The organism is Brachyspira aalborgi (assembly GCF_008016455.1).
Taxonomy (GTDB): Bacteria; Spirochaetota; Brachyspiria; order Brachyspirales; family Brachyspiraceae; genus Brachyspira; species Brachyspira aalborgi.
In genome coordinates, this window is record NZ_SAXU01000001.1 from 943,331 (window position 1) to 968,883 (window position 25,553).

At 29.0% G+C, this 25,553-nt stretch carries 19 protein-coding genes and 1 riboswitch; of the genes, 9 read left to right on the forward strand and 10 right to left on the reverse strand.

From position 1 onward, the window contains the following. Positions 1–90: 90 nt before the first annotated feature. Together lexA and EPJ79_RS04235 are read left to right on the forward strand one after the other, a co-directional pair. The gene (gene lexA, locus EPJ79_RS04230; protein WP_147717645.1) at positions 91–714 is read left to right on the forward strand and encodes a transcriptional repressor LexA; all 624 of its coding nucleotides are present in this window, start codon (positions 91–93) and stop codon (positions 712–714) included. Between the two features lie 97 nt (positions 715–811). After that, entirely contained in the window at positions 812–3,391 is a 2,580-nt protein-coding gene (locus tag EPJ79_RS04235) for a hypothetical protein (RefSeq protein WP_147738559.1), read from the forward strand. 5 nt (positions 3,392–3,396) lie between these two features. Here the strand turns inward: EPJ79_RS04235 and EPJ79_RS04240 are convergent, their stop codons facing one another. The 5 genes from EPJ79_RS04240 to EPJ79_RS04260 all read right to left on the reverse strand — a co-directional run bounded on the left by EPJ79_RS04240 (position 3,397) and on the right by EPJ79_RS04260 (position 10,195). Then, positions 3,397–5,769, reverse strand: a complete 2,373-nt coding sequence (locus EPJ79_RS04240; RefSeq protein WP_147738560.1) for a DNA methyltransferase — start codon at positions 5,767–5,769, stop codon at positions 3,397–3,399. Between the two features lie 118 nt (positions 5,770–5,887). Next, positions 5,888–6,619 carry a hypothetical protein gene (locus tag EPJ79_RS04245; RefSeq protein ID WP_147738561.1) on the reverse strand — a complete coding sequence of 244 codons (732 nt, stop codon included), beginning with the start codon at positions 6,617–6,619 and terminating at the stop codon, positions 5,888–5,890. Positions 6,620–6,621: 2 nt separating this feature from the next. Next, positions 6,622–7,566, reverse strand: a complete 945-nt coding sequence (locus tag EPJ79_RS04250; protein WP_147738562.1) for a DNA-methyltransferase — start codon at positions 7,564–7,566, stop codon at positions 6,622–6,624. Between the two features lie 17 nt (positions 7,567–7,583). Further along, positions 7,584–9,308 (reverse strand): DNA repair protein RecN, encoded by a 1,725-nt coding sequence (gene recN / locus EPJ79_RS04255; RefSeq protein WP_147738563.1) that lies wholly within the window; start codon positions 9,306–9,308, stop codon positions 7,584–7,586. Then, on the reverse strand, positions 9,308–10,195 hold the full coding sequence (locus tag EPJ79_RS04260; RefSeq protein ID WP_147738564.1) for an NAD(+)/NADH kinase: 888 nt from the start codon (positions 10,193–10,195) through the stop codon (positions 9,308–9,310). Before EPJ79_RS04260 ends, recN begins: the two co-directional genes overlap by 1 nt. A gap of 188 nt (positions 10,196–10,383) precedes the next feature. On the opposite strand from EPJ79_RS04260, the gene EPJ79_RS04265 reads away from it, so the two are divergent. Then, positions 10,384–11,577, forward strand: a complete 1,194-nt coding sequence (locus EPJ79_RS04265) for an MFS transporter (protein ID WP_147738565.1) — start codon at positions 10,384–10,386, stop codon at positions 11,575–11,577. Positions 11,578–11,658: 81 nt separating this feature from the next. Here EPJ79_RS04265 and EPJ79_RS04270 read toward each other — a convergent pair whose 3' ends face one another. From EPJ79_RS04270 to EPJ79_RS04285, 4 genes are all read right to left on the reverse strand, one after another. After that, complete coding sequence (locus tag EPJ79_RS04270) at positions 11,659–12,132, reverse strand: hypothetical protein (RefSeq protein WP_147738566.1); 474 nt, start codon at positions 12,130–12,132, stop codon at positions 11,659–11,661. A 426-nt stretch (positions 12,133–12,558) separates the two neighbouring features. Beyond that, a complete protein-coding gene (locus EPJ79_RS04275) occupies positions 12,559–13,332 on the reverse strand; it encodes a hypothetical protein (protein ID WP_147738567.1) in 774 nt (257 codons plus the stop codon). A 24-nt stretch (positions 13,333–13,356) separates the two neighbouring features. Continuing rightward, entirely contained in the window at positions 13,357–14,571 is a 1,215-nt protein-coding gene (locus EPJ79_RS04280; RefSeq protein WP_147738568.1) for a hypothetical protein, read from the reverse strand. Positions 14,572–15,023: 452 nt separating this feature from the next. Continuing rightward, complete coding sequence (locus tag EPJ79_RS04285) at positions 15,024–15,452, reverse strand: hypothetical protein (RefSeq protein WP_147738569.1); 429 nt, start codon at positions 15,450–15,452, stop codon at positions 15,024–15,026. Positions 15,453–15,633: 181 nt separating this feature from the next. Between EPJ79_RS04285 and leuS the strand changes: the two genes are divergently transcribed. The 5 genes from leuS to nifS all read left to right on the forward strand — a co-directional run bounded on the left by leuS (position 15,634) and on the right by nifS (position 22,301). Beyond that, the gene (gene leuS / locus EPJ79_RS04290; protein ID WP_147738570.1) at positions 15,634–18,183 is read left to right on the forward strand and encodes a leucine--tRNA ligase; all 2,550 of its coding nucleotides are present in this window, start codon (positions 15,634–15,636) and stop codon (positions 18,181–18,183) included. 359 nt (positions 18,184–18,542) lie between these two features. Next, complete coding sequence (locus tag EPJ79_RS04295) at positions 18,543–19,685, forward strand: cell surface protein (RefSeq protein WP_147738571.1); 1,143 nt, start codon at positions 18,543–18,545, stop codon at positions 19,683–19,685. A gap of 320 nt (positions 19,686–20,005) precedes the next feature. Then, a complete protein-coding gene (locus tag EPJ79_RS04300; protein WP_021958376.1) occupies positions 20,006–20,185 on the forward strand; it encodes a (2Fe-2S)-binding protein in 180 nt (59 codons plus the stop codon). A gap of 92 nt (positions 20,186–20,277) precedes the next feature. After that, on the forward strand, positions 20,278–21,111 hold the full coding sequence (nifU, locus tag EPJ79_RS04305; protein ID WP_147738572.1) for a Fe-S cluster assembly protein NifU: 834 nt from the start codon (positions 20,278–20,280) through the stop codon (positions 21,109–21,111). A 23-nt stretch (positions 21,112–21,134) separates the two neighbouring features. Further along, positions 21,135–22,301, forward strand: a complete 1,167-nt coding sequence (gene nifS, locus EPJ79_RS04310) for a cysteine desulfurase NifS (protein ID WP_147738573.1) — start codon at positions 21,135–21,137, stop codon at positions 22,299–22,301. A 101-nt stretch (positions 22,302–22,402) separates the two neighbouring features. Here nifS and EPJ79_RS04315 read toward each other — a convergent pair whose 3' ends face one another. Further along, the gene (locus tag EPJ79_RS04315; RefSeq protein ID WP_147738574.1) at positions 22,403–23,296 is read right to left on the reverse strand and encodes a methyltransferase domain-containing protein; all 894 of its coding nucleotides are present in this window, start codon (positions 23,294–23,296) and stop codon (positions 22,403–22,405) included. Positions 23,297–23,638: 342 nt separating this feature from the next. Further along, a riboswitch (TPP riboswitch) is annotated at positions 23,639–23,742 on the forward strand. 154 nt (positions 23,743–23,896) lie between these two features. On the opposite strand from EPJ79_RS04315, the gene EPJ79_RS04320 reads away from it, so the two are divergent. After that, positions 23,897–25,510, forward strand: a complete 1,614-nt coding sequence (locus EPJ79_RS04320) for a peptide ABC transporter substrate-binding protein (RefSeq protein WP_147738575.1) — start codon at positions 23,897–23,899, stop codon at positions 25,508–25,510. The last annotated feature ends 43 nt before the right edge of the window (positions 25,511–25,553 follow it).

Genomic DNA, 25,553 nt, shown 5'->3' on the forward strand with positions numbered 1-25,553 from the left:
TATATTATATAGATAAAAAAATCAATATATAATATTGACTTAATAACTATGTATAGTATAATAATTTATATAAAAAAAGGAGCATAAATTATGACAGAATTAACAGACAAACAAAAAGACATACTCAATTTTTTGAGAGAATTTACAAGCGAAAATGGATATCCTCCAACCGTAAAAGAAGTTATGGCGAAATTTAATTTTGCATCTCCTACGGCTGTGACTACTCATTTAACCGCGTTAGAAAAAAAAGGATTCGTTAAGAAAACTGGAAACAGAGCGAGAGGAAGCGTTCCAATAAATATATTTAGAAACGAAGACTCCGTAAGTATTCCTTTATTGTATAACGAAATAAAGTCAGGATTATTAATGGATTCTGCAAGCGAAACTATCGAAGAAAGATTTACTTTACCTAAATCTATAGCGCAAGACGAAAATAATTTTCTTGTAAAAGTCGTTGGCGATTCTATGATAGACGCTCATATAAAAGAAGGCGATATGGTTTTAGTTAGTCCTACAAAAATAGAACCGAATAACGGAGATATAGTAGTCGCTAAAATATATAATAAAGGAAACGAAGACATAACTATTAAAAGATTTTTTAAAGAAAATGATTATATAAAACTTGTTTCGGAAAATAAGGATTATCCTCCGATAGAACAAGAAAAAATTTCTATAATTGGAAAAGTTATAGGATTAATAAGATTAAAAATATAATAATTATTTTAAATCTTTAATAAAATAATGTTTTGACAAAATACGGCTATTTTAGTATAATAAGTAAAATTATATTTCTATAATTAAGGGAAAATTAATGAATTTATTAAAGCCGTTAAAAAGAGAGATAATATATTTCGTTATATTTGCAATTCTTTCGATATTGTTTTTTTATAGCAATTTAACTTTTTCTTATCTTCAAATGGGAGATGTTATTTTGTGGGAGATAAAAAATATTAAAGAAGCTATAGCGAATGGAAATTTTTATTTTTGGAATGGCGCTTATTTTACAATAGCGACAAGCTCGACTGTTCCTCTTCATCCAAAATCTTTATTAATCGCTCTTCTGCCCGTTAATATTTATCCTCAAGTTAGCGTAATGTTTCATATAACTATAATGGGCTACGGTTTATTTTTATTTTTAAGAGAAAAAAAACTTTCGATAAAAGCCTCTATGTTTGGAGCTATCGCTTTAATGTTTTCAAATTCAATTATTACTTTAATATTGCCAGGACATTTGGGAAAATTTGAAACTTATTGTTATTTTCCTTTCGTTTTATATTTTTTATCAAAAGCAATGAATAATGAAAAATGGACTTTCTTCTTTTTTACGGGCGCTTTTTTGGGAATCGCTTTCTTGGGTGGAGCTTTGGATGTAGCAATGTATTTCGCGTTATTTTTAGCGATTTATTTTCTTTATTTATTATATAATAAAAAAAACGAATTAAAATTATTTGACTTTATTAAAAAAGAAAACAAAAAAATTATTTTATTATGCTTAAAATTTTTATTAGTCGCTATATTTTCTTTTTTAATGTCGATTCAAATAATAATGATTACGAAAAATACTCAAGATATGGGCGCTGCGGGAGTTAGCAATAAAAAAGAATTATGGGCTTGGGCTACAAGATGGTCTTATCCGCCCGAAGAAGTTTTAGGATTTTTTATCCCTGGTTTATTCGGTTATTATTCGGGAAGCGAAACTCATCCTTATTGGGGAAGAATAGCGAATATTAAAGGAGAGCCTAAAACTTCAAATTATTCTTTAACGGCGACTAATATCGGTTATATAACTTTTTTATTTATTATATTTGCAATTTTTATAAGCGATAAAAAATACAAAGAAAAATATTTTTGGATTTTAACGGCTTTATTTTTTTTAATAGCAAGTTTCGGGAGATATTTTCCTTTAATTTACGGCGCTTTATTTCAAATTCCAATATTTCAAGATGCAAGAAATCCAAATAAATTTATTGAAATAATACCGATTCCTTTTGCAATAATTTCTTCTTTTGCCGCCGATTATATTTTTAATGCGATAGAATTAAAAACAAAAAAAGAAAATAATTTATTAAAATATTTGGAATATGATTATAAATATATTGATATTGCAAAAAAAATAATGATTGTAATTTCAATCGTTTCATTAATATTCGCTCTTTTAACAATTTTTGGAAAAGGATTTATTTATAATAGTTTTTTAGCGGAATGGCAAGCTCAAAAATCGGCGTTAATTTATAAAAATATATTTATGGCTTTTATAAGATTAACTTTAATATCTTTTATATCAACAATTTTAATTTTAAACTCTATCTCGTTGAAAGAAACAACTTCAAAAGAAAGATATATAGCTTTAATTCCTTTAATGGGATTTATATTATTTTCAGTTTACGATTTGGGGAAAATAGGATTTCTTATAATCGGAGCGGTTGTAATTTTTGCTTATATAATTATAGCGAATAAAGAAAATATTTTTTATAAATATCTGCCTTATATTTTTATGGCAATTTTATTTTTAGATTTAACTCAAAGCGGAAATATGTTTTTAGTAAAATCGAATATTAACGAAATGTATAATCCTACTCCAATAACCGAACATATATTAAAAGAAAATAATAACAAAACTACAATGCCGATTTTGATTCCTTATTTATATAGATATACGACTCATACAATGCCTTATTATAAAATTCCATTAACCGAACCTCCCGCAGCAAGCAGATTGAGTAAAGATATAACGGAAACATTCGGCGCTTTCAGAATAAACGATTATGTCGGCTATCAACCAAGATTAATGGATTTGCTTGGCGTTAGATATATATTAAGTCCTACATATTTAGAAAATTCTTTACTTTCAAACGATATTAAAAAAATAACGGAATATCAGGATGAATTTTCGGCGGCTGTATTATACGAATTAAAAGATTATAGAAATAAATACGAGTTTGTAAGCAAAGTTTATAACGCTAAAGATTTTAATGACGGTTTGGGAAGATTAAGAATGCCAAATTTCAATTTATCTAAAGAAGCGATTATTTTAAACTCTTCAAATAATTTTAGTTTAAATAACGAAACGAATATTTATTTTATAGAAATGATTGAAAATAAAAATAACAAAATAGCTTTTAATTTAAAAACCGAAGAAGACGGAATTTTAATTTCAAAAGAAAGATTCGATTCAAATTGGAAAGTAAAAGTTAACGGAGAAGAAAAAGAATTATTAAACGCTAATTTATTATTTAGAGGAGTTTTCGCTAAAGCGGGCGACAATGAAATAGTATTTGAGTTTAAGCCCGATATAAAATATTTTTATAGCTCGATAATTTGCTGGACTGCGTTTATATTAGTTTCTTTGATTAAGATAATTTTATTTTTTAAGCGTAAATTATATAATTAGATTTTTTAAATATCGTCAAATAATTTTGGGTCGCTCGTTTTTAATTTCCACTCGCCCGTAGTTTTATTTGGAATTGCAACTTCTTCTAAAATATCTTTTATGTATTCTTCATCTGGCGTTATTCCATTTTTTAATAATGGGATAACTTCAAGGCATATATCGTCAAAAGTAGATTTTTCATTTCTTCTCTCCGCTCCTCGTAAAAATGAAAGAATAAAATATTTAGCCCTTACTTTTATATCTATTTGACTTTTAAATTTTTGCCCTTGTCTAATATGATATTTTCCGCTTGAGCTATCATAATCAAAATTTTGATTAATAAAAGCGGTTAAATCTTTAAACATTTCACCTAATTCATGCAAAAATCCGAGTTCCAATCCTCTAGTTTCTAGTTCCGAATTTATCTCTTCTAAAGTAGCGCCGTTATCTCTTGCAATTAACGCTTCTACATTATTTAATACCAATTCAAATGTATCTCCAACTTTATTCTTAATTCTAGTTTTCGGATTATCGACTTTCTTAAAATGCAAAATTAATTGTCCGCTTAACACGGTAGCTGGATTTTGTATTTTTTTAAAAGTTTTTTTTCCGTTATCTTGCCTAACGCTTCCAACATATTCAAAACCAACCTCTTCGGCAGCGTCAACCAATAGTTGCCAAAGTTGAGGGTCTTGATGTTGAAATACAAAACTTAACCAACGATTAAACTTTAAAACTCTATACATTTCTTTTATGCTATTTTTCATTAAAGAAATATATTCATCTCGGCTTTTATTCAAACTTCCTTTTTCTATACATTCTTTTTCTCTTAATTTTTTATCAACTGAAAAATCAAGCCAAGCATTCCACATAGCACTTAAATCTAAATATGGAATTTTAGCTCCGTAAGGCGGGTCGGTATAAATATAATCGATACTTTTATCGTTAATCTCTTTAAGATTTGTAGCGTCCGCTTGAAATATTTTTTCTCCGTTTATAGCTTCTTCCCTATTCTTAATAGTTTTATTTAATGGGTAAAAATACGAATTGTAAAAATAAGGTGAATATTGCAACTCTTGTTTACCTTTTATAACTCTTTTAAATTTGCTTCTAAAATGATTTCCTATATCCAAAAATTCTGGCTCTTTAGCAATTCTATAACGATAATATCTAAATACTCCGCTATCTCCACCATTAGGTAGAGATTTGGCTCTATGAAAAGTTAAATTGCATCTCGTAATAGCGTTATAAAAAGCTAAAAATAAAGAATATCTCATTTCTTTATTTTTAGTAGTTTTTCGCATTATAAGTTTTCTTAAAATCGCCAACTCTACTAATTGAGTAGGCGAAAATAATTTTAAGACGGAATCGACATCGCTTCCTTTCGGTAAAATTTCGTCTTTCGGTATCCATAATATTTCTTCTTGTTTTTTTACGCTTGCCGTATTTCCAAATTCTTTATTTATAGCGTTTGGAAAATATTTTGCATTCTCTAAAATGGCTTTTGCTTCTTTTTCGTTTTTAGGTTTTAATTTTTCAAATTCGCTTAAAATCTCTTCTCCCAAATCGTATAAATCGCCCAAATCTACTTGAGAACTTAAAGCCTTTGTCATAAATACGGAAAGAGGATTTAAATCCGTATGAATTCCAAATCTATTATTCATCATAGATTCTATTGCCGTAACTCCGCTTCCCCCGAAAGGGTCAAGGACTATATCGCCTTCATCCGTAAAATTTCTAATATTTAAAGTTACAATGTCCCAACTTTGACGAGTAAAATACATAGTGCAACCATAATGTCTTGCTTTTGCTTGTTTCTTCGGGATTTCAATTCTTTTGGGCAAACTACGGGATAAATACCAATCGTCAGATTTTTTAGGCTTTTTATTATCGCTGCTAATATCTTGCCTTAAAGACGCTATAGGAGTAATAAGATATTGTTTTAAAAGCTCAAATTTAGAATTTAATTCTGTATTTAAATCAATTTCTAATATCAATTCTTGATTTGAAGTTTGATATAATGTTAAACTTCTGCCATTACATAGAGCATAAAATGGAGATTGCATTTTCGGATTAATAGCATAATAAAAGGCTTGTCTTTCGCTTTTACTTTTTGAATTTATATCAACATTAGGTTTTTTGGCATCCAATACACAATGAGGTTTGCCGTCTATATATAAAACATAATCGGGAATAATTAAATCTTTTGATTTTATAGATTTATTAGAACCTAAAATAGTATCACTAGTTAATTTAACGGAGCGTTTGAGAGTTAAACCTTCCTGCGATTTTTTACTTTCAAAACCCAATTCTTTTAATAAAGGAGCTATTATATCCTCTCTAACGGAATCCTCTTTAAAGTCTTTATTGTCTAATAATGAAAAATCAAAATCTAACATTTTATTTGCCTTGTATTAAATATTGAATTATTATACTTTATTAATGGTTAATTTTCAAGAGTTCATAATAATATCTTTTATTAATACAATTCTATTGCTTAAAAAAGTATGATATTAATTATTTTATGCCTAAAAGTCTTTTTAAAAAATCTAAAAAATATTCTCTTGTAGATTTGCTTACTCTTTTAAAATATTTTTCAACGACTCTTTTACCATCGTCAGAATCCGCTATTTCAATTACTCTGCACGTTCTATCATAAATCCATCTATCTCTATCTGGACGATTACAAACTTGATATTGCGGGATAATATTTCCTAATTCTAAAGGTTTGGAAGGATTTATATGTCCAGCTTGCAATTTTGTAATTTCATTTTTTCTAATATAATGTAATTCGCCTTCTCTTGAACCGCAAGTAGCACATCTGTAATTATATTCTTTTTTAAGCTCTTCAAAACTTTCGCTTTGTATTCCTTCTCTTCTATCTGGCTTATATGACGGATAAGGATTTTCTAAATCTATAAGTTTATAATAACCAGCGGGTATTTTTTCGTTTATATCTCCTCTTGTTCCAGAAATAATATTATAACCTTTTTGTTTGCTTAAATGTCTCGCCTGTTGAACATCGTTAGTTTCGGGATAAAATTGTCTTATAAAATCAGTAAGTTCTTGTTTTGATATAGCTTTAGTATTAGGATAATCCTTTGCCAAATATATTAAAGTTAATGCATCTTTTGTATAATTATTATTTTTATCATACAAATTTATAGGTTTTACTCCATATTTTTTAAGATATTTTTCATACATTGCAGAAATAACTTTATATATTTCTATAATTTCTTTTTTATTCATTTTTATTCCGATATTTCTAAAAATCTTTTTTCTATTCTTTTTTGAGTAATTTTAAAATATTTTTTTTCTATCTCAAAACCAATAAATTTACGATTATTTTCAAGCGAAGCTATAGCATGCGAACCGCTTCCAAAAAATGGGTCTAATACTATTTGCCCTTCTTGAGTAAAAAGTCTAACTAAATGCGATATTAGACGCACGGGTTTTCTTGTAAGATGTTTTATTTTTTCTTCGCTTTCATTATTTCTTATATGTTTAGATACTTCCATAACATTGCTTGGAAATCCGCCGTCTAAACTTTCTTTACTGTTAATAAGTCCTAATTTATATTCTTGCCAATTTTTAACAAAAGTCCCAATTTTAGGTTTTTGAGCTAAAACCATAGGCTCGATTCTAGGCTTTAATTGAGGAGTTTTCATTCCGTCCAATTCTTTAATAAGAACCTCTTTTTGAGATGTAGATAAAGTTTTATCTTTTTTTATAAAATGCGTTTGCGAAAACGCCTTTGCCTGCCCTTCATATTTCCAAACAAGCATATCTCTTATTTCAAATCCCGTCAAATCTAAACTCATTGCCATTCTATGATAAAGTCTCGCTTGAGAAAAAACTATACAAAATCCGCCAGGTTTTAAAACTCTAAAAAATTCATTAGATAGAGGATTCATAAACTCTTGCAATCTCTCTCCTTGAATTCTATCAAACTTCATACCGATAGGCAATCCTCCTATAATTCCCGATTTTTTAGCTTTATTCTGTAATCTCTTATCGTTCCATTCGTTTCCCATTCCGTCAATAAAATATGGCGGGTCGGTTACTATAAAGTCAATAGAATTATCTTTTAATCTTTTTATACCTTCTCTGCAATCTTCATTAAAAATTTGAAAATTTTGATTTATACCTATTTTTGATTTTATATATTCTCTATCTAATGTTATATAATAAGACATTTTTAATCCTTAACTATTTATATAAAAATATTAGACTTTCTAGCGCCTTCTAAAAGTTCCGCCGCATGCTTTATGCTCGCTTCGGTTATCTCTTTTCCCGTTATCATTCTTGCAATTTCGCCTACTCTCGTATTTTCGTTAAGCTCTTCTATAGTTGAAGTTACATTATCTTCGCCTTCGTTTTTAATAACCTTAAAATGAGTATTTGCATATATCGCAATCTGCGCTAAATGAGTGACACTTAAAATTTGTTTTCGTTTCGATAACGCTGCGATTTTCTCGCCTATAACTTCCGCTATTCTTCCACCAACTCCGACATCAATCTCGTCAAATACCATAGTCTCGCAGTAATCTCCTAAAGATAAAACATTTTTAAGCGAAAGCATTATTCTCGATATCTCGCCACCCGAAGCTATTTTTCTTAAAGGCTGAAATATGCTCTGTTTATTTGGTGCGATTATAAATTCTATATTGTCGATTCCATAAGCGTTTGCCTTTATATTAACTCCGTCAACGATTAATATTCCCTCTTCGTCCTCATCCGACATTATTTCAACATCGAATTTTGTTGATGACATTCCCAAATCGTTCATTTCCGATTCAATCGCTTTTATAAATTCTTCTTTTCTGTTATGTCTTATATTAGAAATTTCTTTTGCTAAAATAGAAGTTTTTTTTCTTAATTCTTCAATTTCCGATTTTAAATTTATAATATCTTCTTCTGAAAAATTTAAAGATTCCAATTTTTCTTTAGATTCTTTCGCATAATTTAAAATCTCTTTTATGCTTGAGCCGTATTTTTTCTTCAAATTATTAATAAAAAATAATCTTTCGTTTAAAGATTCCAACTCTCTCGGGTCGAATTTTGTTTTCGCTCTTATCTCGCTTAAAATATTTTTTATATCTTCCAAATTTAAAGCCAATTCTTCAATTTGAGAAGATAAATCGGATAATCTGCCGTCATATTGCGAAATTGACTGAAGAATATTCACGCTTCTTGTTAATTTCAAATAAGCTCCCGATTCGTTTCCGAAAATATCTTTATTAACTACAGACAATGAAGACGCTATACTCTCGGCGTTCGACATCACGGCTATATCGTTTTTTATCTCTTCGTCTTCGTTAGGTTTCAAATTCGCTTTTTCTATTTCGTCTATCGCGTATTCCAAAAACGATTTTTCTTTGATTATATTATTTTTATTTTGAGAAATTTCATTATATTGTTTTATTAATTTTGTAAGTTTATTATAATGTTCTTTATATATTTCAAGTTTATCTTCAATATTCAAAAAACTGTCATAAAAATTCAAATGATTCGCGGGATTAAATAAAGATTGATGTTCATGCTGTCCATGAATATCGACAATTAAATCTCCAAGTTCTTTTAATTCCGCTATTCTAACGCCTATATTATTTATAAAAGATTTGCTTTTTCCGTCTTTTGTAATTTCTCTTTTTATATTAAGTTCGTTATTGTTTATTTCAATATTCCATTCTTTCAATTTACTTTTTACAATATTTGAAGAAGATTGCAAACTAAAACAACCCATAACGATTAACCTGTCTCCGTTTGAGCCTACCATTCTAATAGAGCCTTTCTCTCCCGTTATAAGTTCAAGCGCGCTTATTATTATACTTTTTCCAGCTCCCGTCTCTCCCGTTAAAACATTAAAACCGTTATTAAAATTAATCTTTAATTTATCAATCAATACAAAATTTCTTATTTCAAGATACTTAAGCATTATCTTCCCCATTTAAGTTTATTGCGAAGAATATCGTAAAATAATCTTTTTGCGCTTTGAAATATATAACAATGTTTTTCGCTAATTTGAGCTTTTAAAATATCGTTTTTGTCGAATTTGCAAATATCGTATCCGTCTATTGTAATCATAGCCTTAAAAGATTTTTTTGAAAGTTCTAATTGTATAGTATCTCCTTTCGGAATAACAAGAGGACGAAAAGTTAAAGAATGCGGCGCTATAGGAACAAAAGAAATTGCATCTATAGTCGGCGCAAGAACGGGACCGCCCGCACTTAAAGCGTATGCCGTAGAACCTGTTGGAGTCGCTATAACAACTCCGTCTCCAACTATCGAAGAAACCATTTTATTTTCTATGCTAACATCGATATAAATCGCTCTTCCATCGCATTTGCCTAATACAAGTTCGTTTACCGCTAAATATTTTTTTATTTTAGAATTTTTATTTATTTTTTTTTGAGATAATTTTACTTCAAGTAAAGTTCTTGATTCTATTTCGTATAAACTTTTTTTATTATTTAAATATTCTTCCAATATAAAATAAGCTTCGTCGGGAGGAATTTCGGATATAAAACCCAAACTTCCGTTATAAATTGGCAAAACAGAAATATTATATTTTATTGCAATTTTTAAAGCCGAGAGTAAAGTTCCGTCTCCGCCGATTGAAATAAGCATAGAAACATTTTTTAATATTTTTCCCGCTTTATTTATATTTTGACGCGAAGATATATCATAATCTATTATCACAGTTTCAATGCAATGCTTTTTAAGTATAGCTTTAACTTTTGAAAGTATAGAAGCGGGATTTCCTCTTAAAGTGTTGATTATTATTCCTACCGATTTATTATTTTCAGATTTATTTTTATTCATAATCTTACGCTATATTAATTATTTTCAATTTAAAATTGCTTTAATTATATCAAAAGTAATTTAATATATCAAGTAAATAAATTAAATCTTATAAAACAAATAAAAATTAAAAATTAAATATATCATTTTTTATATAATAATATAATATTGTTAAACTTATATTAAATAAATTATAGAGGTTTAAAATTATGATAATTTTAATTTATTCTTTGCCGTTTATTCTTTATTTGTGTTCGGGTATATTTAGCACGGTTTTAGTTATAAATTTATCGTATAGTGGAGAGAGCGCATTTTTTATATCTCTTTTAGCCGTATTTTACGGAATGGGAATGATGGTATGCGCGGGAATATTTTCAAAATTAAAAATATCAAAAAAATTCTATCCTAAATTATTGTATATCGAAGCATGTATGCAAGCTATAATAAGTTTTTTGTGCATATTTTTTATGAATTGGCAGATAGCTTTATTATATTCTTTTTTCTATGGAGCAAATGTAACAATATTTTTTGTATGCTTTCAATCGTTATTAGATTCTATTTCTAAAGATTTGCCAATAAGAATAAGCGTTGGATTATTTATATTTTCATGGACATTCGGATTAGCCATAGGTCCTATTATAAGCGGTTTAATATACGAATTAAATCCAAATATAGGATTTATTATAGTTATTTTAATGAGTATTTTAATGTTTATTCTTTTTTATATGTCGAGACATTTGCATTTGAAAAATAATAAACATAAATGGGAAGAAGCTTTTACAAGAGCGCCAAGATATAAAGTTTATATAGGTTGGCTTATTCTATTTGTAGGAGCGTCAGTTTTGCATACATTAAGATTTATGTTTATAGATTATGGCATAAAAGAAATAGGACTTTCTAAAGAATTGGCAAGTTTTCTTTCTGGAAGTTTGGCGGGATTTATGGCTATAGGTTCTTTAATTAGCGCTTTTTATATAAAATTTTTAGAGAGAAAAAGAGTATTTATAATAATTGGATTATTAACTCCTATCGCTTTAAGCATTATTTTAATAACAAATAATTCTTATTTATTATTAATGTCGTTTTTATTTTTAGGACTCGTAAGCGGTTTTGGTTATTTTTTCGGTTTATATTACGCTTTGGCGGACCAGGAAAATTCAACTTCAAATGTAGTGGTAAACGAAGCGTTAACAGGAATAGCGGCTTTAATAATGCCTTTTATATTCGGATATATAGCGTCAAATTTATCTTACTTTATGGCATTTTTATTTATGATGATAATATCTTTAATATGTTATACAATAGCAATATATACAATGTGGCAAAAGAAAAGAACGGCTATGCTTAAAGAGAAGTTTAATAATCTTGTAAATAGAATAGACGATAATTACAGAAATAAATAATAAAATGAATAATAAATAAAAAATCATTATTGAGAGAAAAACTCCCAATAATGATTTTTATATATTCTACAACCTAATTTTTTATTTTACCAATTTACACTTTATAGTTTGTCCATCGTAAGAAGTTCCGCGTATAAACTTAACCGTCAAAGTTCCGTCAGGTTCAAATGTTAAATTTCCAGATTGTTCTTCGCTTGTATCAACAAAAGCTTTACCTTGAAATACATAATTTTGTCCCATACCTCTAGATATTACTAATTCTTTAGAATCTGCAAAGTTAGGTTCAGTATTTCCCGCTCCTTGATATTTTATAGTAGAATCTTCAGAAATTTTAACCCATAAAGAATAACCGCCCACATCTTCTAATACATCTACAGACTTAAAAGTTTTTCCTGCAAATTGACTAATATCTTGAGTTAAGTCAATTGGCATCTCGCCGCTTAAAAGCGTTGATGAAGTCGCTTTATTCTTTTTGCAAGAAGTAAATCCTGCTACACTAAATACCGCTATTAACATTATAACAGCTACTCTACTTATTAATTTTGATTTAAACATAAAAGCTCCTTTGTCAAGTTTCCCTACCCGACATATTAAATTAAATTATAAGATTTATTTATCTTACATACTTAAGATAAGAAATATTTTAAAATAGTCAAGAACTTTTTTTAATTTTTTCTACTTTGTTTATAATTATTTTTCATAATCTTTATATAGTCTTTTTAATCTTTTATAATATTTTTTAATAATTTTCATAAATAACAGATTTTTAACCAAGAAAAACTTATTTTTTTATGTATTTTAGAATGGTTAATAATTTTTTTATAAAAAACCTCATTGTAAATATTTAATAAACCCAAATATTTAAAAATAACATTCTTAAATATTAATTACCTCACAATAACAATATATAAAAAAATAACCCCGCATTTCTACGGGATATTTTATTAGGAGGTAAAACATTAATAGTTTAAAACCAATACTTTATTTAGGACGTCCAAAACCAAAACCAAAAAACAACTCAAAAACTAATGAAGAAAATTTATATTTGTCCCAAGCGTAATATTTAGCGCCTCCTTCTCCCAATTTATCCATATCAAATTCCATGCCAAAATTATAAACCAAATTCGCTCCTATTTTAAAAGCCCAAAGCTCCGAAATATAAAAATTTTTCTCCAAATTCAATTTTATATACGGCATAATTGGAACTTTATACATGTAAGATATTCTCTTAAAGTTGAATTCTTTATAACCGCCATCATAATAACTTCCTAAACCGTCATTATGATAACTTCCTAATCCCCAATTAGCCTCATTTTTTCCTTTACCCGATTGGCTATATAGAGGAAGTAAAATACCCGCTCCTATCCCTAAAGAGATACCGTAATCAAAATTGAGTTTAGGCATTATCCCCAATATTAAACTATGGTAAATAAATCTATGCCTAGCCATTTCGGGATATTCTTTATATAAGGTTCTAATTCTCATATAATAATTATATCCCGTTTCAAATATAAGGCTCACGCTACTCAAAACCCCACTGTTTGGAAGCTCGAAATTAGCCCCTATATCTAAAAAAGCCGTCACAGATAAACCGCTATCTACTCTATCACCGCTAGAGATAATACTTTCTTCTCTATCTAATGCATAACTAAATTCTGTAGTAGCTCCAGCAGAACCTCCAAAACTAAATTCAAAATTAGCAGGAAACAGCATAGAAGACATTAATATAAATAATATTAGTATTTTAAACTTCATACTTAATTACCTCCAAAATATTATTTAATTTTCATCTTGCTGTAATATTAGTCTGAAATCTTTAATGCCAGCTTTGTCGTTTACAAATATATTATCTTGTAATTTAATATCTATAAATACGATATAGCCCATCTTATTTACTTTTCTTTTTGCCACTAAATTAAATAAATTACCAATATCAGCGTCTGTTAAAGATAATAATTGTTTTTCAGAATTTATGGAATAGCTCTTGCCTTTAGTATCTTTAAATTCATAATAATCAGTAGCGTTAATACTTTCGTTAGAAACAGAAGCGTAACCTTTCAATCCTCCTAGTTTGGCATCTGTAACTTTAAATATTATATTCGTTGTAGCTCCAGAACTTTTTAAATATATACTTTCTGTATTAGTATATTGATTACTTGCATTTTTATAATCTCCATTATTATTTTTCAATATATATAATTTTTTAGGTCCAGACGAGACTTTTACAGCCTCTTCCGTTTTATTAATCGCATTATCTATAGTATTAATTATGGCGTCCGCAACTTTTACAACTGTCGTTATTATTGCAGCTACAGGCGGAACAAATACGGCTACTATAATCGTCACAACTCTAACTATCGGCTTAAAAACTTTCTTCCAAAAATTACAAAATTTGCTCCAAAATCCCCTTGTTATAGGATTGTCTTCAAAGTTATCGTCCACATATTTATTAATCGCATCCGCTATTCTAACGCTTACCTTTAAAGTCATTATTTGGTAATCGGTATTCTCATCAACTCCAGAAGTTTTGGCATGATTAAACAAATTTGTTGCCGATATATTTGCAAAAGTTTCATATTCTGTAGTCGAACCGTTTAACATTTCCCAGACTATATCAAAATCTTTCGTATCTTCCCTATACTCTGAAGTATAGCCAACCATTGAAACTCCTTCTTGAATGACTACTATTTTATACGGGAAATTTGATTTGTTTGTATAATACATGGATATTGTCGAATTGTTTATGTTATCAATTAAATAATCCGTGTATTCGTTTTCGCCCGTTTTTCTTGAAACCATTATAAAACCGCTTTCATCGTCTTTAAGTTTCATTAAAATATTGTCCGTTCTCTTTTCTGTTGGATTGTTTTTTTCGTCCAAATAGGTTATTTCCAATTTGGCGTTTTCTGTTAAAGGTTCTTCAATTTGCTGTTTAGTGCAAGCATAAAAATTGAATAGTATTAAACCAATCATAAAACTATAAATTACTTTCATAAAAAATACCTCAATGCTTATATATAAAAAATTATAAATATTTTTGATTTTTTTGTTTAATTAATTGAGATTTATAAAATTATAAATTATAAATTCTATAAGTTTATTAAAATTTTAATTTATAATTTTTACTTTTTTCGTTATTGTAAATGCGATATAAATTTTTTATTTGTTATTGTAAGGACGAATTCCTTGACAAAGTCGGAGATAGTCAAACAATACAAATTAATTGAAGTTAATTTTATAAATTTAATTTCATTAATAATAAATAAATCACTGCGTCTCTTTTGAATGCTATAAATAATAATTTATTTAACTAAATGCATAATCTTATAAAATAAAACCATTATATAAATTAAAAATATTATTTTAATAGTAATTTAAAATTAAAAAGAGACAGCAAACTCACTGTCTCTTTGAATTAAATTTTTATTTTAAGTATTTTTGTTAGTTTATCTGTATAGTCTACAATAATTTAATTGCTCTCTTTGTTCTGAAGTCAAAATATTGTTAATCTTATTTAATTGTTCTTCGCTTAAATTTATTCTTCCCAAACCGCGAATGCCATTAACATCTCTAAAATATCCTTTTCCGTAATATCCGTATTGTTGATAATAATTTAGAAGTTCTTTTTGTTTGGGAGTTAAAATTTTATTAACTTCGTTTAGTTGTTCTTCGCTCAAGTTTATTCCGCCTAATCCTCGATAACCGTAAGCGACTCCGCAATATCCTCTTCCATAATAACCTCTTCCGTAAGAGACTTGATTATAATATGCTCTTCCATAAGAACCTCCTCCCCAAGAGAGAATTGAATTTTGAGCGAATACGCTCGATACGACTAACATACTTAAAATAATTGTAGTTAAAAATTTTCTTATCATTTTTAATCTCCTTTTGTTTTATTTATAATATATTAGACGAATATAATTTAAAAAAGTTCCCGCTTAATAAATTGATTAAAAATATAATCAAAAAATACAAATAAAAATTTGAAAAATATCAAAAATTAAAATATAATTTATTATCTAAAAAAATATTATAGTATCGAATTACGGAGTTTTTATGGAATATAATTTTACTACTATTGAAAAAAAATGGCAAAAATATTGGAAAGAAAATGGCTCTTTCAAAACAGTCTCAAAACCTAATAATAAAAAATATTATGTTTTAGAAATGTTTCCTTATCCTTCGGGTAAAATGCATATGGGACATGTTTCAAATTATACAATAGCCGACTCTATAGCGCGATACTATAAACTTTTAGGCTACGATATTTTGCATCCTATGGGTTGGGACGCTTTCGGTATGCCTGCAGAAAATGCGGCTATAGACAATAAAACTCATCCTGCAGAATGGACTTTAAAAAATATAGAAAATATGCGAAATCAATTAAATCTTCTTGGCTATTCTTACGATTGGGATAGAGAGGTTACTACTTGTTTACCCGATTATTATAAATGGGGACAATGGTTTATATTAAAAATGTTTGAAAAAGGACTTCTTTATAGAAAAGGCGGCGAAGTTAATTATTGCGAACATTGTAATACGGTTTTAGCAAACGAACAGGTTTCACCCGAAGGAACTTGTTGGAGATGCGATAATGAAATTACAAAAAAGAAATTAGAACAATGGTATATAAAAGTTACCGATTATGCCGAACAATTGGATGCGGATTTAAAATTACTTGAAGGAAATTGGCCCGACAATGTTATAGCGATGCAAAAAAATTGGATAGGCAAAAGCGTTGGAGCGAATATCAATTTTAAATTGGATGATGGCAAAGATTTTCCAATATTTACTACAAGACCAGACACGATTTACGGCGTCACTTATATGGCAATCGCTTGGAATTATGAAGGACTTTTAGATATATGCGCCGAAGAAAATAAAAAAGCGGTTGAAGAGTTTATTAAAAAATCTGCAAAAATAGACCAAAAAGCCGATTACGAAAAAGAAGGCGTTTTTACGGGAAGATTTGTTATAAATCCTTTTAATAATGAAAAAGCGCCTTTATACGCGGCAAATTTCGTTTTAGCCGAATACGGAAGCGGAGCTGTTATGTCCGTTCCAGCTCATGACCAGAGAGACTTTGAATTTGCAAAAAAATATAATATACCGATAAAAGTCGTTATTCAAAACGAAGATAATTCTATTAATGCGGAAAATATGACAGAAGCGTATATTGAAGACGGAAAAGTTGTAAACTCCGATATATTAAACGGATTGTATACAAAAGAAGCGATTAAAAAAGCTATAGAATACGCGTCAGAAAAAGGTTTTGGAAAAGAACAAGTGCAATATAAATTAAGAGATTGGTTAATCTCAAGACAGAGATATTGGGGAAATCCTTTGCCTTTCGTTCATTGTAAAAAATGCGGAATAGTTCCCGTTAAAGAATCCGATTTGCCTATAACTCTTCCTATGGATATAGAATTTACCGTTGGAGAAAATCCTCTTAAAAAATCCGATTCGTTTGTCAATACAACTTGTCCGAAATGCGGAGGAAAAGCAAAAAGAGAAACCGACACTATGGATACTTTTACTTGCAGTTCTTGGTATTATGCAAGATATACTGACGCTCATAACGATAAAGCGCCTTTCAATTCCGATATTGCAAACGCTTGGATTCCGATAGACCAATATATTGGAGGAATTGAACATGCATGCATGCATTTATTATATTCAAGATTTTGGTTTAAATTTATGCGAGATATCGGGCTTGTTAAAGAAGACGAACCTTTTAAGAGATTATTAACTCAAGGAATGGTTTTATCAAATAGTTATGAATCGAAAAAATTAAAAAAATTCTACACTCAAGAAGAAATAAATAATAAAGAGTATGAGAAAGACGGAATAAATAAAGACGATATAATAATAAAAATGGAGAAAATGTCAAAGTCGAAAGCGAACGGAGTCGACCCTGCAGAAATTATAGAATTATTCGGAGCGGATGCCGTTAGAATTTTCGTTATGTTTGTTTCGCCACCTGAAAAAGATAAAGAATGGAGCGATGACGGAGTTAAAGGTTCGGCGAGATTTTTGAATAGAATTTGGAATTTGTTTATTAAATATAAAGACGAAAATAAAAAAACTTTCGATTATAATAATCTTTCAAAAGAGGCTAAAAGTTTGTATAGAAAATATCATAAAACAATAAAAAAAGTGACGATTGATATAAAAGACAGATTTCATTTTAATACGGCTATAGCTTCGTTAATGGAACTTCTAAACGATATGAGCGCGTTAAAAGTAAACTCTGAAGAAGAATATTCAATGTTTAGAGAAATCATAAAAGGATATTTAATTTTACTTAATCCGATAGCTCCGCATATAACGGAAGAGCTTTTTGAACTCTTAAAATTTGGAAATACTATTTTAAACGAAACTTGGATTAATCATAATGAAGAATATTGCAAGGACGAAACTTTTGAGCTTGTTTTTCAAGTAAACGGAAAAATCAGAGACAGAATCGAAGCGGATATTAATATTTCGGAAGAAGACGCTAAAAAATCGGCGCTTGAAAGCGAGAAAGTAAAACCGTTTATAGAAGGAAAGAATATTATTAAAGTCGTTTATGTTAAAAGTAGGCTTGTTAATATTGTGGTAAAATAATAAATTAATTTGGTTATTTATAAAATTCAAAAAGAAATTTGCATTCTTTTAATTTCGTATTAAATCTTATATATAATTTCTTTATATAAACGCTTGCAATTTATTTTAATTTATGTTAGAATATACTAACAATTAAGCATAATTTACAAACTTAATTGCAAATAAAAATTTAATTTTACAAGGAGGCGATTAATGAAATAGAGATTAAATAAAATAAAGGTTTAATGTTTAATGAAGAAATAAATTATTGTTTTGATATCAAAATGGTTTGAAAAATAAAATAATAAAATTAAAATGCTAAAATCATGCCTTAATAAAATATAAAAAGTCGGGCAGATTTTTGGCGAAGGATAACAATAATGAATACAATAAAAAAATATTTTTTAACGGCTATAGCAATATTGACTATAGCAAGCGCTCAAGTATTTGCTATGTATGGAGTAGATACGGATTGGATTGACTTCTTAACGGACGGCAATCAATTTAGAGCGAGACTTGAAACTTTAGGTTTTGTTTTAGGAAACGATACTATTAAAGGAACTTTCGGTTTTGATAATGGAGCGGGAGGAACTTTAGGAGCTTTAGTTTCTCAAAATTCAAATCCTAATTGGTATGATTTCGTTCCTCATACTTCTATAGGAATAGGTTATACTTCTTCTTTAATAAGCGTTGGTTTAGGTTATACTTTAAGTTTTGGAGAAAAATTTTCAAAATATAACGGAAGCGCAAATCCTAAAACCGTTGTGGCTACAGGACATACTCCCGTTTTAGTTTTGAACGCTTTGGATAACGCTTTTAGAATGGCTATTCCTATTCAAGTGGTTTCTATAAACGATAAAACATCTGCAGGTATTAAACAAAATTTAACTGCAACAAAACTTAATTCAGAATTCAGATATTACACGGGAAACGATATATTAACGCAAGTGAGATTATACTTTAACTATGCATACTTTTCTATGAAAAATGGCAGTGCCGAAACTAAATACGAAACTTTGGGGTTCGACTTCAGACTTTATTTTGGCGCTATTGTTGAAGATGTTGAACTCGAGCCTTTCATTAAAATCGTTTACGATACTAGTTTAAATAAACATCTTCCAACAGACTATCTTAATTTTGATATTATTGAAAATCTTAAATCAGAAGGTAGTTTCAGTCAGGCGGTTTTGGAAGCAGGACAATACACAGCTGGACGAAATGATTTTGATAAAAACGCTTGGAAACTAACTTTAATGCCAGCTTTAGGATTAAGCGCAGGTTCGGATATAGTATCGCTTTATTTAGAGCCTTCTTTGGGATTGGATATCGCAGGCGCTTTAAATAATGGTGATAAAGATACATATTCTTTAGCTTGGAATGTTTACGGAGAAATTAGCGTTACTCCAATCCAAAATTTAGAATGGTATTTTGAAGCGGAATTGGGAGATAATGCGGACGAAACAGAAAAAGTTTTAAACTTTAACGCCACTACGGGAATAACTTGGTATTTGCCAGCGCTTTAATTAGAAGTTAAATAATTTGTTAACAAGCGGTTTTTAGCAAGTAAGCAAAATAAAGCCGCTTGTTATTATTTTTTATTAAATAGATAATTTTTCCTTAAAATCTTTTTCATTTTTAAGATTTTACTTATTCAAAATTAAGAAAAAAATTATTTTAGATAAATGATAATTATTACTATTTTATAATTTATAACACTTGATATTTATTCTTAAAATGTTATAATTTTCTAACAATGAAAGGTTATAAAATAGTTAATAATGCATTTCATATTAATGTCATATTTTTCTATTTTATAAAATAAATTAAAAATAGGAGAAAAACGATGGCTGATGACAAAAAATTATGTTTTTGCATGGGAGTAACGGAAAACGAAGTTAGAGACGCTATAATTTCTAACAAATTAAAAACTGTTGAAGAGGTTAGCGATATTACCAAAGCGGGAACGGGTTGCGGCGGTTGTAAAGAAAGCATTCAGCAGCTTTTAGACGAAATAAATAAATAATTATTTGTTTCAAAATTATTATTATATTTTCTGTTAATTTAGTTTAGCGGAAAATATAATAAGTTATAATAAAAAATTTTATGGAGGTAAATATGTGGGAATACACAGATAAGGTTAAAGACCATTTTATAAATCCCAGAAATGTGGGAGAGATTGAAAATCCAGACGCCGAAGCTATGACAGGAAGTATAGTTTGCGGAGACGCTTTAAAATTAACTTTAAAGATAGACAAAGCGACTGAAAAAATAACGGATGCAAAATTTCAAACTTTCGGTTGCGCATCGGCTATAGCGAGCAGCAGCATTCTTACCGAAATGATAAAAGGCAAAACTCTTGAAGAAGCTAAAAATATTACAAATAGAGATATAGCCAAAGAATTGGGAGGATTACCCGAAGAAAAAATGCACTGTTCGGTAATGGGAATGGAAACTTTGGAGAAAGCGATAAATAATTATCGAGGAATAACAACAGAAGATGACGAGCATGACGAAGGCGCTATAGTTTGCAAATGTTTCGGAGTAACCGACACAAAAATAAAAAGAGCGATAAGAGAAAATAACTTAAACACTGTAGAAGAGATAACTTTTTATACGAAAGCGGGCGGAGGATGCGGCGCTTGTAAAGTAAAATTGGAAGACATATTAAACGAAGAGCTTGCCGAAAGAGAAAGACTTGCGGCAAACGCTCCTCTTACGACTGTTCAGAAAGTGAAAAAAATCGAAGAGGCTTTAGAAACCGTTATTAATCCTATGCTTAAAATGGATGGCGGAAGTTGTAAACTTGTAGATGTTGACGGAAATAAAGTTATAATTTCTTTTAAGGGCGCTTGTTCTTCATGTTTCGCTTCTAAAAATACTTTAAAGGGTTTTGTCGAGCCTAAAATTAAAGAGATTGTAAATAAAGATTTGGAAGTTGTGGAAGCTTAATTTTTTAATTTTGGAGAGATAAAATGGAAAATAAAAAATTAATATATATGGATAATAACGCCACAACGAGAGTATATGAAGAAGTTTTGGAGGCAATGCTTCCATATTTTAAAGAAAAATATTTTAATCCTTCAAGTATGTATAGCGTTGCGGGCGGAGTTCATAAAGAGATGGAAAAAGCGAGAGAACAAGTAGCAGATTTTTTAGGATGCGAAAAGGTTGAAATATGTTTTGTCTCTTGCGGAAGCGAGGGCGATAATATGGCTATAAGAGGAACTATTGAAGCGTATCCGACTAAAAACCATATTATAACTACAAAAGTGGAGCATCCCGCTGTTATTGAAACTTGCAAATCTTTGGAAAGATTAGGCTATAGAATAACTCTTTTAGATGTCGATAACGATGGCAATATAAACTTGGAAGAATTAAAAAAATCCGTAAACGAAAACACGGCGATTGTTTCGATAATGTATGCCAATAACGAGACGGGAGTTATTTTTCCGATTAAAGAAATTGGCGAGATAGTAAAAAGTGCGGGAGCGGTTTTGCATGTTGACGCCGTTCAAGCGGCTGGCAAACTTCCTCTTAACATGAAAAATGAGCCTTATATAGATATGCTTACAATAGCGGGACATAAAATACATGCCCCAAAAGGAATAGGCGCGTTATATATAAAAAACGGCACTAAATTAAGAACCGTGCAAACGGGAGGACATCAGGAAAGAGGACGAAGAGCTGGGACGGAAAATGTTCCTTATATTGTAGGACTTGGAAAAGCATGTTCTATGGTAAAATCGGAACTTCCAAAGTTTAACGAGCATACTTCAAAATTGAGAGATAAACTTGAAGAAGAAGTTTCAAAAAGAATAAACGATATAAAAATAAACGGAAAAAACGCGAATAGAGTAAGCAATACGACAAATATAAGTTTCAAAAATATTGAAGGAGAGTCGGTTTTATTATTGCTTGACGGCTATGGAATATGCACTTCGAGCGGAAGCGCATGTTCTTCAGGTACTTTAGAGCCTTCGCCCGTTTTGCAATCTATGGGAGTTCCTTTTGAATACGCTCATAGTTCGACAAGGTTTTCTCTTTCTTTAGATAACACTATGGAAGAGATAAATTATACTGCGGACGCTTTAGAAAAAATAGTTTCGAGATTAAGGGATATTTCGCCTTATAGAAATTAAATTAATTATATAAACAAATTAAAACCTGCTTTAATAGAGCGGGTTTTATTTTTTAAAAATTTTATAAGATTTTTTATAAATATTACTTAAAACTATTTATATTATATTTTAAATTTATTTCTAAATTCATCTCTCCACTTTCTAATCGGTATCCACCAAGCCAACTTATTAATATTCTTTTCATTAATCTTTATAATTATTTTTATTCCAAATAAAGTTATTCTTAAATATTCGCTATTATTTGATATTCCAAAGATATTAAACCAATTACAATTTAATTTTAACTTTTCTAATTCGTAATTTTTATTATTAACTAAAGAATTAATAATATCGTTTACAAAATAAGGATGATAATAAAATATAGGCTTTTCCGTTAAATTAAACTTAATAAATGTATTACGATATTTTTCTTTTGCAAATAAAAGTATATTTTGAGAATACCAAGGACAAACTTTTTCCCACATATTCATTAAATCGTTTCTAAAATCATAACAATCATAACCATATTTTTTAAAAATATCAACCCAAAATTGAGGAGGATTACAATTTATATGATGCTCTCCTTCTTGATAAGGAATAGCCGCCGAAAATAAAACTACATCGCTATAACTTGTTAAAGTTTCCACAAAATGAACAGAACAATTATTATGCAAATGTTCGGCAACTTCTACGGATATTGCTAAATCATATTTTTCATTATTAATATTTTTATGAGTTTCTAAATTATCTATTTTAATATATTTTCTACTCACAAGTAAAAAATCTTCTTCAATTTCATTTCCGTCTATGCCAAAAAATTTATTAATTCCAAGTTCTTTAGCAGCTTTTAACCATGTTCCAATACCGCAACCTACATCTATAATAGAATTAGGTTTATAATGATTAAAAAGAATTGGAAGTATAATTTTAGCCGATTTATAACTACTATCTGACTGATTATTATAAAATTTCTCATTATATATTTCTTTTATTTCTTTATTCGGAAGTTTAATCATAATGAAACCTCCGCTATAAAATAAAATGTAATATATAAGTTTTCACGCCAAAGAAAGCGTTTAAATGTTTCAAATAATTCTTTAATTTTGCAATGAAAAAATCGCCGAAAAAATTTATAATGCGGCGTTAGTGTAGTGTAGTGTAGTGTAGTGTAGTGTAGTGTAGTGTAGTGTAGTGTAGTGTAGTGTAGTGTAGTGGCAAACTAAACATATAAAATTCCTACTTTAATTTTTAATGAATGAATTATAGCATGTTTAATAAAAATGTCAATACCTTATAAATATAAAAAATAAAATTTATTATTAATAAACTGTTGACAAAAAATTAAAATATATTACAATATTAATCAATAGGGGAGCTTTAAAAGGCTGAGAGGAAATAAAATATTTCGACCCTTATAACCTGTTTGGGTAATGCCAGCGTAGGGAATCACTCTCATATTATAAAAATAAATAAAATGAGATTCTTTTCTAAAGTTGGTCTTGTTTTATTTATTAATTCTATTAAATCAAAACAAGATTAAACTACATTTCAAACGGTTATAAAAATAAAATCTTAATTAATGTCAGGTTTAGGAAGCCTAGACAAAGGAGTTTTTTATGACTTACAAATTTTTTACAAAAACTTTGATATTGTTGATGTTGCTCTCGTCTTGCAATAATATTAAAGAAAACAAAAAAGAGATTAAAGATGAGATAACGGTAAACTTGGAGTATGAATTAAAAACCATAGACCCAACTTTAAATAGTAGTTCTTACGGTTTTATATATATTAATCATGCTTTTGAAGGTTTGCTAAATAAAGACACGAATAATAATATAATCGAAGGAGTCGCAAATAAATGGGAGATAAGTAAAGACAATTTAGTTTATACTTTTCATTTAAGAGATAATGCAAAATGGAGCGATGGCAAAAAAGTGACCGCGGGAGATTTTTTATATTCTTTCAGAAGAGCGGTTAATCCAGAAACTGCATCGCCAATGTCTTATTTAATGGAATATATAAAAAACGCTAAAGATATAACTAAAGGATTAAAATCGGTTGAATCTTTAGGAGTTATCGCTGCAGACGAAAATACTTTAATAATAGAGTTGGAAGCTCCTACTTTATATTTTTTAGATATAGTCGCTTCAGGCGGAATATATGTTCCCGTTAGAGAAGATATTATAGAAACCTACGGAGACGATTGGACTTGGAAAGCAGAAACTTATATTGGAAACGGCGCTTATAAAATGGTTGAAAGAAAACCTGACGAGTTAATCGCTTTTGAAATAAATACTAATTATTGGGATTATAAGAATCAAGTCGCTAAAAGAATAAATTTCGTTTTAATGGCTGACGAATATATAGCTTTAAATTCCGTTAGAACGGGAGATGTAGATTTTTCTATAACCGCTCCGCCGATTGGCGAGATTGAAAATTTAATTAAAGACGGACTTATGGCGGTAAGCGATATTATAGGCTGTTATTATATCGATGTTAATACTAAAGACAAAGCTTTATCCGACAAAAGAGTGAGAAAAGCTTTATCTCTTGCGATAGATAGAAATTATATAGCAAGAAATATCGGACATGGAAAATTAATCGCGACTGGCGGATTCGTTCCTCCTGTTGTAAAAGGTTTAAATAAATCTTTTAGAGAAGAGAGCGGAGATTATATAGACATTAATAATTATGCAAAAAATATTGAAGAAGCAAAAAGATTAATGGCGGAAGCTGGATATCCAAACGGAGAAAATTTTCCTACTATAGAATTAAATGTCGGAGCTGGATTTTATACTACGGTAATGGAAGCCGTGCAGGATATGTGGAAAAAGAATTTAAATGTTGATTTGAGATTAAGAACGGTTGAGTCAAAGATAAGTTTGCCTTTAAGAGAAGCTGGAAATTATCAAATGGTTAGAGCAAGTTGGACGGGAGATTATAACGACCCTTTGACAATGCTTCAAATAATGACAAGCGATAGCGATTTTAATTACGGCGGATTTTCAAACGAAAGATACGACAATTTAATAGAATATGCTCGAACTTCAATAGATGCCGAAAAGAGAATGGAAGCGTTGAGAGAAGCCGAAGCTATATTATTTGACGAAGTTCCAATTATTCCTTTTATATACAGAACGGATTTTTTGGTTGTTAGTCCGAAACTTAAAAATTATACTGACGAGCCTTTGGGAAGATATAAATTTAATTACGCTTATATTGAGAAGTAAAATTAAAATTATATAAGTTAATTATTTTATAAAATTCTTATCG